This window comes from Pseudomonas sp. GW822-FHT02D10 (assembly GCF_058802345.1).
On sequence record NZ_JBXAOB010000016.1, the window covers coordinates 127586 to 136559 of the forward strand.

Annotated in this window: 8 protein-coding genes; 3 read left to right on the top strand and 5 right to left on the bottom strand. The window is 55.8% G+C overall.

Translation table 11 applies throughout. From position 1 onward, the window contains the following. Nucleotides 1–29: 29 nt before the first annotated feature. From AC1RPZ_RS22415 to msrA, 3 genes are all read left to right on the top strand, one after another. Nucleotides 30–1424 (top strand): alkaline phosphatase D family protein, encoded by a 1395-nt coding sequence (locus tag AC1RPZ_RS22415; protein WP_493139490.1) that lies wholly within the window; start codon nt 30–32, stop codon nt 1422–1424. A 234-nt stretch (nt 1425–1658) separates the two neighbouring features. Then, a complete protein-coding gene (locus AC1RPZ_RS22420; RefSeq protein ID WP_493139491.1) occupies nt 1659–4352 on the top strand; it encodes a sensor domain-containing phosphodiesterase in 2694 nt (897 codons plus the stop codon). A 70-nt stretch (nt 4353–4422) separates the two neighbouring features. Then, nucleotides 4423–5070: a peptide-methionine (S)-S-oxide reductase MsrA gene (gene msrA, locus AC1RPZ_RS22425; protein ID WP_030129439.1), complete on the top strand. Its 648-nt coding sequence runs from the start codon at nt 4423–4425 to the stop codon at nt 5068–5070. Between the two features lie 151 nt (nt 5071–5221). Here msrA and AC1RPZ_RS22430 read toward each other — a convergent pair whose 3' ends face one another. The 5 genes from AC1RPZ_RS22430 to AC1RPZ_RS22450 form a co-directional block, all read right to left on the bottom strand. Next, entirely contained in the window at nt 5222–6061 is an 840-nt protein-coding gene (locus AC1RPZ_RS22430; RefSeq protein ID WP_493139492.1) for a 23S rRNA (adenine(2030)-N(6))-methyltransferase RlmJ, read from the bottom strand. A 160-nt stretch (nt 6062–6221) separates the two neighbouring features. Beyond that, nucleotides 6222–6641 carry a hypothetical protein gene (locus AC1RPZ_RS22435; protein ID WP_493139494.1) on the bottom strand — a complete coding sequence of 140 codons (420 nt, stop codon included), beginning with the start codon at nt 6639–6641 and terminating at the stop codon, nt 6222–6224. A 56-nt stretch (nt 6642–6697) separates the two neighbouring features. Continuing rightward, nucleotides 6698–7186 (bottom strand): hypothetical protein, encoded by a 489-nt coding sequence (locus AC1RPZ_RS22440; protein WP_493139496.1) that lies wholly within the window; start codon nt 7184–7186, stop codon nt 6698–6700. A 103-nt stretch (nt 7187–7289) separates the two neighbouring features. Continuing rightward, the gene (locus tag AC1RPZ_RS22445; RefSeq protein ID WP_493139498.1) at nt 7290–7706 is read right to left on the bottom strand and encodes a hypothetical protein; all 417 of its coding nucleotides are present in this window, start codon (nt 7704–7706) and stop codon (nt 7290–7292) included. Next, nucleotides 7703–8974: RHS repeat domain-containing protein (locus AC1RPZ_RS22450; protein WP_493139500.1), on the bottom strand; the 1272-nt coding region annotated here is incomplete at its 5' end. The genes AC1RPZ_RS22445 and AC1RPZ_RS22450, both read right to left, overlap by 4 nt.

Below are 8974 nucleotides of genomic sequence, written 5' to 3' on the forward strand. Positions count from 1 at the left end.
TCATAGTGACACTTCGAACGGACTCGAAAATGTTTAAACCTACTGTCGGCCCGATTATTGGCCATACAACAACTAACCATGCACGCATCTTTTTACGCGGTGATGTCAATAAGCACTCTCCGGTATTTGCCGGAATACGCTATCGCCGCGCCGGTGATGCTCACTGGTCCAAAGGTCAGTTTGTTGCCTTGACGCCATCACGTGACATGTCCGACGTTATCGCACTCAACAACCTCGCCCCCGATACCACCTTCGAATACCAGGCCGGCTGGTTCAGCACCATGAGCCCGGTGCACACCGTGGAAACGGTACAAGAGCTGCCATTGCAATGGCCGAAAAAGTTCTACCGCTTTCGCACCGCGTCGAGCAAAATCACCGCACCACGTAGCTATATCGTCGGCTCATGCCGCTACCTGCGCATGACACTGGGCGTACCGTCGGCGCCCGCCAAGGGCGACAGAATTTTTGCGACTATCCACTCACTGGCTGAAAAAGCATCACCCCCGATCAGCGCCCTGTTGATGACGGGCGATCAGATTTATGTCGATGACCTGAATATTATTGGCCCCGATCGGGAGTACCAGGAAATCCTCAGCAAATATCGCAGCGCCTTTTCTCAGCCGCATATTCAGAAGTTGATGTCCGCGCTCCCCACTTACATGATCCTCGATGACCACGAAATAGAAGACAACTGGCCCGCCAACGAAAGTAAAGCCGACAACTACCTCTATAAAAATGCAATGACGGCTTATGAGTTATATCAGGCCAGCCATAGCCCCGCTCACGAACTACTGCCCGACGGGCAACCAAGCCGTGAACTAAAGCATTACTGGTATCAGTTTTCCGAGGGGGATATCGAATGGTTCGTCACCGACAGTCGAACCCGGCGCAATCTCTCGGCCGATGACCGACGCATCCTCGATCCAGAGCAGGAGCAGGCACTGCTCAAATGGCTGATTAACAGCCCGGCACGGGTCAAGTTCGTGGTCACCAGCGTGATGTTCTACCCCGACCGCAAGCACCATGGCGACGATGCCTGGAAAGCCTTTCCCGAGCAGCGTCTGCGCCTGCTGGAAACCATCCGAACCCACAAGATAAAGAACGTCATTTTCGTTTCCGGTGACGTTCATGGCTCACTCACCAGCCGCCTGAGCCACAGCGAAGACCCGGACTTCGAGGTTCACACCATCGTCTCATCACCCCTGTGCAACAGCGCACTGCTGCCCTACGCCAAAGCCTCGACCTTCATACTCGACCAGCCACTGGTGCGGACCGCTGCGGGCGATTATCACCACCAACTGACCAGCGAAGTGGTCAGCCAGGACAACTTCGCGCATGTGATCGTCGATTCAGAGCAGATTCGCGTCAGTTATCACGACCGGGAGGGCAACCCTCTGCAATCGACAAGCATTAAATTGCGTTAAGCCTGGAAAAGATCGCAGCCTTCGGCAGCTCCTACAAGGCTGCGATCTTTTCGCTCTACCCCATTACTTTCAGACCCTTGCTGGAGAATACCTCGCTACCGCCGATACATTCTTATAGCACTTAGCCTTCATCCTTACTTGTCAGTCAGTGCCGCATGATGCAACCTTGCCGCAGGCAACAGTAAAGAGGGCGCGAGCCCGGCGCGATCAGCATTTTCGAAGCGAGTTTCTTCCATGAAAAGCCATCCCGATGCCGCCAGCCGTATGGTGGCCGAGGTAGTGACGCAGTTGCCTGTGCCCTCGCGGCTCGGCATGCTGCGTTTCGAACGGCTGAATGAAGCAAGCTGGGCGCTGCTGTTCCTTGACCCAAATTGCGAACGCCAGTTCGGTTTGCCCGCGGTCGAGCTTTGCGCTCTGGTCGGCTCACCCTACGCGAGCCTGATGGAGCCCGAAGCACGCTATCAGTTGCACGATGCGATCCAGCAGCAATTGACCGCCAGCCCGCATTACCTGGTCCGCTACACGCTGCACACCGCCCAAGGCTCCCTCGCCCTGCTCGAACTGGGCGAAGCCTACAAACAACACAATCGCCACCTGCTACGCGGCTATCTGCTGGTGGTCGACGGTTTATTTACAGATGATCCGCTGCTACCGGCGCTGGACCTGGAAACCCAGAACTCGCGCCTGCAGATTGCCCTGGAACTGAACCAGCGCGCCCAGCAGGAACAACTGCTGCACCTGGAGCGGGTGCGCGCCCAACAGGACTTGATCCTGCTGCTTGCCCGCCAACGCTACAGCACCGGTAACTCCCTGCAAGAAGCCGCCGAACTGATCACCCGCAGCGCCTGCGACATCTACGAGATCGATTGCGCGAGCCTGTGGAACCTCGAAGGTCAGAAGCTGGTGCCGATTTCCGCCTACCGTCGTGCCTCTCAAGAGTACTGGTTACCGGACGTGATCGACGCCAGCAGTTTCCCGGATTATCTGGAAGCCCTGCACACCAGCCGCGCGATCGACGCGCACAACACCATCCGCGACCCACGCACCCGGAGCATGGCCGAGAGCCTGCGCCCGCGTGATGTCAACGCCATGCTCGACGCCAGTATCCGCGTCGACGGCCAGGTGGTGGGCGTGCTGTGCCTTGAACAAACCGGCATGACCCGCGCCTGGCTATCGGACGAGATCGCCTTCGCCGGCGAGTTGGCCGACCAGTTCGCCCAGGTCATCAACAACCACAACCGCCGCACCGCCACCAGCGCCCTGCACCTGTTCCAGCGCGCGGTCGAGCAAAGTGCCAACGCCTTTTTGCTGGTCAACTGCGACGGCGTGGTCGAGTACGTCAACCCGAGCTTCACCGCGATCACCCAGTACAGCACCGAAGAAGTCCACGGCCATCGGCTGTCGGAACTGCCGGCACTGGAAAACCTCAGCGAACTGCTGTTCGACGCGCCCTCCAGCCTGGCCAAGAGCAACAGCTGGCAAGGCGAATTCAAGAGCCGACGGAAAAACCTCGAACCGTACTGGGGCCAGCTGTCGATCTCCAAGGTCTACGGCGACAACCGTGAGCTGACCCACTACATCGGCATCTACGAAGACATCACCCAGACCAAGCTCGCCCAGCAACGTATCGAGCGCCTGGCCTACACCGACAACCTGACCAACCTGGGCAACCGTCCGGCGTTCATCCGCAACCTCGACGAGCGCTTCGCCCGCGACAGCGACAGCCCGATCTGCCTGCTGCTGGTGGACATCGACAACTTCAAGCGAATCAACGACAGCCTCGGCCACCAGACCGGCGACAAACTGCTGATCAGCCTGGCCCGTCGGCTGCGCAACAGCCTGAGCCCAAGCGGTAGCCTGGCGCGTTTCGCCAGTAACGAGTTCGCGGTGTTGCTGGACGACACCAACCTTGTAGTCGGCCAACAAATCGCCAGCCAGTTGCTGATGACGCTGGATAAGCCGATGTTCGTCGACAACCAGCTGATCAGCGTCACCGGCTCCGTGGGCCTGGCCTGCGCGCCGTTGCACGGCCGCGATCCGCAGACCCTGATGCGTAACGCAGGACTGGCGCTGCACAAGGCCAAAGCCAACGGCAAACATCAGGTTCAGGTGTTTACCGAAGCGCTGAACGCCGAAGCCAGCTACAAGCTGTTCGTGGAAAACAACCTGCGCCGCGCCCTGACCCAGAACGAGCTGGACGTGTTCTACCAGCCCAAGCTGTGCCTGCGTTCCGGGCGCTTGCTGGGGATGGAAGCGCTGCTGCGCTGGAACCATCCGGAAAAGGGCATGATCCGCCCGGATCAGTTCATCAGCGTCGCCGAAGAAACCGGCCTGATCATTCCCATCGGCAAATGGATCGCCCGTCAGGCGTGCCGCAAGAGCATCGAGCTGACCGCCGCCGGGCTGGGCAATTTGCAGGTGGCGATCAACCTGTCACCCAAGCAGTTCTCCGACCCGGACCTGGTGTCATCGATTGCCAACATCCTCAAGGAAGAACAGCTGCCCGCGCACCTGCTGGAGCTGGAGCTAACCGAAGGTCTGCTGCTGGAAGCCACCGAAGACACTCACTTGCAGCTCGACCAACTCAAGCGCCTGGGCCTGACCCTGGCCATGGACGACTTCGGCACCGGTTACTCGTCGCTCAGTTACCTGAAGAAATTCCCGATCGACATCATCAAGATCGATCGCAGCTTCATCCATGAAATCCCGGACAACCAGGACGACATGGAAATCACCTCGGCCGTGATCGCCATGGCCCACAACCTCAAGCTCAAAGTGGTCGCCGAAGGCATCGAAACCGCCGAACAGCTGGCGTTCCTGCGTCGCCACCGCTGCGATGTCGGCCAGGGTTACCTGTTCGACCGGCCGATCCCGGGCGCCGAGCTGATCGAGAAGCTCAAACGCTACCCGCGTGGCCCAATCGCCTGACAGCGCTGTAACACTCGGGCACACTGCTAGTCTGACTATTTACATTTCAATCTGACTGAGAGGACTGATCATGGTCTTGCGCTCGGAAATTCTGGTGAACAAAAACGTGCTTCCTACAAAAGAACAAGCTCTGCCTGGCCGCGAAACCCCAATGACCGTGCCCGAAAAACACTTCGTCCACGACGCTCCGTTGCTGGGCCCGTTCGTCACCGACGTGGATTTTGCGATCTTTGGCCTTGGCTGCTTCTGGGGCGCGGAACGCAAATTCTGGCAGCGCGAAGGCGTGGTCAGCACGGCAGTGGGCTACGCAGGCGGCTTTACCCCGAACCCGACTTACGAAGAAGTTTGCTCAGGCCTGACCGGTCACAGCGAAGTGGTACTGGTGGTCTACGAGCCGGCAAAAGTCAGCTACGAAGAACTGCTGAAGATGTTCTGGGAACTGCACAACCCGACCCAGGGCATGCGCCAGGGCAACGACATCGGCACTCAGTACCGTTCGGTGATCTACGCCACCAACCCGACTCAGTTGGCAGCCGCCAAGCACAGCGAGCAGGTGTTCCAGGCTGAACTGACCAAGGCTGGCAAAGGCACCATCACCACCGAAATCGAAGAAGCTCCGACGTTCTACTTTGCCGAGGCTTATCACCAGCAATACCTGGCGAAAAACCCTGAGGGGTATTGCGGAATTGGCGGCACAGGCGTGACCTGCCCGATCTGATTTTCAGGGCCTGAAAAGCATCGCGGGCAAGCCCGCTCCCACATTGGACCTGTGTCTGACCACGCTGTTGTGATCGACATAGAAACCCTGTGGGAGCGGGCTTGCCCGCGAAGGCGTCCTGTCAGACGCCGTTAATTTCTCTGATCAGCATTCAACTTTCGGCAATCAACCAATCCATCTGCCACCCGCCCTGGGTCTGGCCGAGCCTTTTCGACAGCCACGGCAGCAACTCGCGCAACTCTTCCTCCAGCCCCCACGGCGGATTGGCAATCGCCAGTCCAGAGCCGTTCAGGCTGTTCGGCGTATCCAGCGGATGCACCAGCAACTCCACGCGCAACAGCTTCGGCGCGCCGGTGCCGGCCAGGTCCTGATAGAAACGACGCAACAGGCGCTGATCCTTCACCGGGTACCAGATCGCTGCCACGGTTTGGCGCATCCGGCCAATCGCTTCTTTCAGCGACGCAGCACAACGCTGCATCTCATCGAGCTGCTCGAACGGCGGATCAATCAGCATCAACCCACGCTTCTCCGGCACCGGCAACAACGCCCGCGGCACATGCCAGCCTTCGCCCAGGTGCACTTTGACCCGGCGATCACCCTTCATGTTGTCCTTGAGCAACAACCCGTCTTCCGGGTGTTTCTCGTTGAGCAGCACCCGATCCTGCGGACGAGTCAAACGCCGCGCCAGCTCCGGCGAGCCAGGGTAGTAGCGCAACTCGCCATCCGGGTTCATCTCATGCAAGACCCGCATGTAATCGGCGGTCAGCGGTGGCAGATCCTGCTCGCCCCACAAGCGTGCGATGCCTTCCAGGTATTCACCGGTACGGCTCGCCTGATCGCCCTGCAGGTCATACAGACCAATGCCGGCGTGGGTGTCGAGATAGGCAAACGGCTGCTCCTTGCGCGACATCAAGGCAATGAGGCGGGTCAAGGTCAGGTGTTTGAACACATCGGCGTGATTGCCGGCGTGGAAGGCGTGACGATAATTCATGGCTGCTCCTGCGAAGGAGGCGAAGTTTACCTTGTACCGCGTCCAGCGTCAGGGGTTCACAGCTGAGCGGGCAGACAAACCACGATCATTGATGCGGGCCTGTAGGAGCAAGGCTTGCCCGCGATCAAGTGCGAAGCGGTCGTAGACCTGTCGCTACCTGTTACCAGGTGGACTGATCTTCAAGGCTGGCTTTATGAAGATCACTTTTCCAAGCCTCCAGAGCCAACGTATAAACATCTTGGAGAAAACCCCGAGGATCTTTCAATTCATACCACTCTCCCCGAGGCCAACTTGCAGCTTCTTCCTCATCAATTTCAAACAAACTCTGAAAATCATAGCTCTGGTCACTCAACTTTTCTGCCAGAGCCTCTACCAGTACAAATTTATGCCGATAGGATAAATAATTTAAATTCAGGCTGTACTTACTGATCAATACCACCCTATCGATCGCATTATCAGGGTTATACACCTCAAGTTCTGCACCTAGGGTTTCTTCGCGATCGTACACACCGAAAACACCAATGAACCACATCAGATCGGGCTCAAACTCTTCATTAAGAAAAGGATCGCGCAGCATCACTTAACCTCTGTCGGGAAACCGGTATTGATGCTCGCTCCCACGCAAAGTGGGAGCGATCATTTAGACTCAAACAAACCCAGATCAAGCTTAGCCCAGCACTCATAATAAAATTTCGAATCACTCGAAGTACGATCATGTCTAAAATCAAGAATCTGCTTATAAAGCGACTGAATTGCAGGATCATCAACAGTTCGCAAACTATCTAGAACCAAGCAAAGCTCATATATCTCGTTTTCTCGCCTCTCACCCTCTTGCCTATACTCGTATTTCGACATAACTCCGCGAAATCGAGAAAAATGAAACGGCAAATTGACACCACGCCTAAACATCCACAAGAAAGAGTTAGCCAGCAAGTTAGCAAAATACAACCTACTCGGACACTTTGAATCTGCCGCCAACTCCAGCAAACCCTTTACCTGCAAAACCTCCATGACTGCGTTTTGAAAAATCGCAGCATCGCCATCGTCGTCGCTTTCATACAAGTCAATAACAACCTCGTCATATGCCCATTGAACAATCAACTCCCGCGTTATATCTTCAGACATAGAACCCTCCGTAAATCCTTTATCACTGACACGAAAATCTCACGCCTTACAGATGCATAAAAATTATCGAACGTTCTTCGAGACTTACTCCGTAAAGCCCACCTCACCAATTAGACCGCTCTTCTTGACTTGCTTTGAACAACTGATCTTTCCACTCCTCACACAGAACACTGTAAATATCTTCAAAAAACGCCCTGGGATCTTCCATCTCATCCCAGTAATCCGGGAATCGGTTGGTGCTTTCGCAGTCATGCTCTAGCAATGCCTGAAAATCATATGATTCGTCTTGCAGTGCAGCCTCAAGCACAGCAACCAGTAAAAATTTATGCCTATAACTTAAATAATCGTAGCTTTCTACGATATATTTTTTCGTGAGCACTCTTCTATCAGCAGAAATATTAACGTTGTATTTTTCGAGTTCTAGACCAAGAGTATGCTCCCGATCATATATATCAAACACCCCAATTATCCCGCGAACAGTAGGTTGGTACTCAACATCTATGAACGGATGCTTGATCATTTTATATCCACCGGGTGTGACGTAAATGGCACAGGATTTTTTCCTTGACTAAATTTCGTCTCAGAGCCATGCATTGACTCCATAAGACGAGGATTTTGAGAGTCTTTTTTATTGGGTTTATAACCCCTCCCCACATTTTTATTTTCACGCCGAACAATCGGATTATCATTTACATCAACCCCAGTAAATTGGGGCAGACCTCTAACAACCCTCGTCATATCATCATTCAACGTATGCATCTGTAAATTCCAACTTTTATACTGAGAGCTCAAGTTCCCCCCTTTTTTTGATTTCTTTTTGGTTATAGGATCGGTCCCATCTATTGCACGTTGTCGAATTACCGCATCAGGAACCTCGACACTATGCTTACCGATGGAGTGCATTCCAGGGTACTTAGCCTCAAAACGCTCAACCCAACGCTTAGCAACCTCCTCCTTAAGAACCTCAATCCTCTCTCGCCGCTCCTCACCCGTCAGCTTCGGCAGCGGCGGCTCACCCTCATCAACCTTAGCGCCACCCACATCATCCGGCGCCTTACAACCTGGCTTGTTCGGCGGCGGACAATTTCCGCTCAACCCCAACGGATCAACCCACCCCGTCGGGTTCGGGGTGTACTGGTACCCGTTGATCCCGCCCGCCAACTTGATCGGGTCCGGTGTCAGGTACCGGCCAATGTCCGGATTGTAGTAGCGATGCCGGTTGTAGTGCAGGCCACTTTCAGCATCGAAGTACTGTCCCTGAAAGCGCAACGGTTGCTCAAGTTGCTCTTCGCCGAAGTGCTTCAGGCTGGCGAGTTTTCCGTAGGCCTTGTAGGTCGCGGACCAGACGATTTCGCCACCGTAATCCGTCAGTTCCTGCGGTGTACCGAGGTGGTCGAGTTGGTAGTAGAACGGGCAGGCCTTGCGCGGGCCTTTGCCGTCGAGCATCGCCAATGGGCGGAAGCTGCCGGGTTCGTAGAGGTAGCTGCGGTAGTGTTCTTTGCTGCTTTCGGCGACGAGGTTGTCGCCTTGCCAGAAGAACTCGGTGGTGTGGCCATCAACGGTTTTGGCGATGCGACGGCCGAAGGCGTCGTAGCGGTAGCTGGCGGTTCTGCCATCCGGCGGCGTGACGCTGATCAGCCGGTGCTGGCAGTCGTAACGGTATTCGGTGACGAGTTTCTGCCCGGTACCCCGGCGCTCAAAGATCAGGTTGCCGAAGGCGTCGTAGTCGTAATGGCGGTCGCCTTGCAGCAACAGGCGGTTGCCGTGGATTTTCGTCGGGCCGGGGCG

Excerpts from the sequence above, each read along its gene's own strand:
- AC1RPZ_RS22415 (WP_493139490.1), top strand. The coding sequence starts at position 30 with ATGTTTAAACCTACTGTCGGCCCGATTATTGGCCATACAACAACTAAC.
- AC1RPZ_RS22420 (WP_493139491.1), top strand. The coding sequence starts at position 1,659 with ATGAAAAGCCATCCCGATGCCGCCAGCCGTATGGTGGCCGAGGTAGTG.
- msrA (WP_030129439.1), top strand. The coding sequence starts at position 4,423 with ATGGTCTTGCGCTCGGAAATTCTGGTGAACAAAAACGTGCTTCCTACA.
- AC1RPZ_RS22430 (WP_493139492.1), bottom strand. The coding sequence starts at position 6,061 with ATGAATTATCGTCACGCCTTCCACGCCGGCAATCACGCCGATGTGTTC.
- AC1RPZ_RS22440 (WP_493139496.1), bottom strand. The coding sequence starts at position 7,186 with ATGTCTGAAGATATAACGCGGGAGTTGATTGTTCAATGGGCATATGAC.
- AC1RPZ_RS22445 (WP_493139498.1), bottom strand. The coding sequence starts at position 7,706 with ATGATCAAGCATCCGTTCATAGATGTTGAGTACCAACCTACTGTTCGC.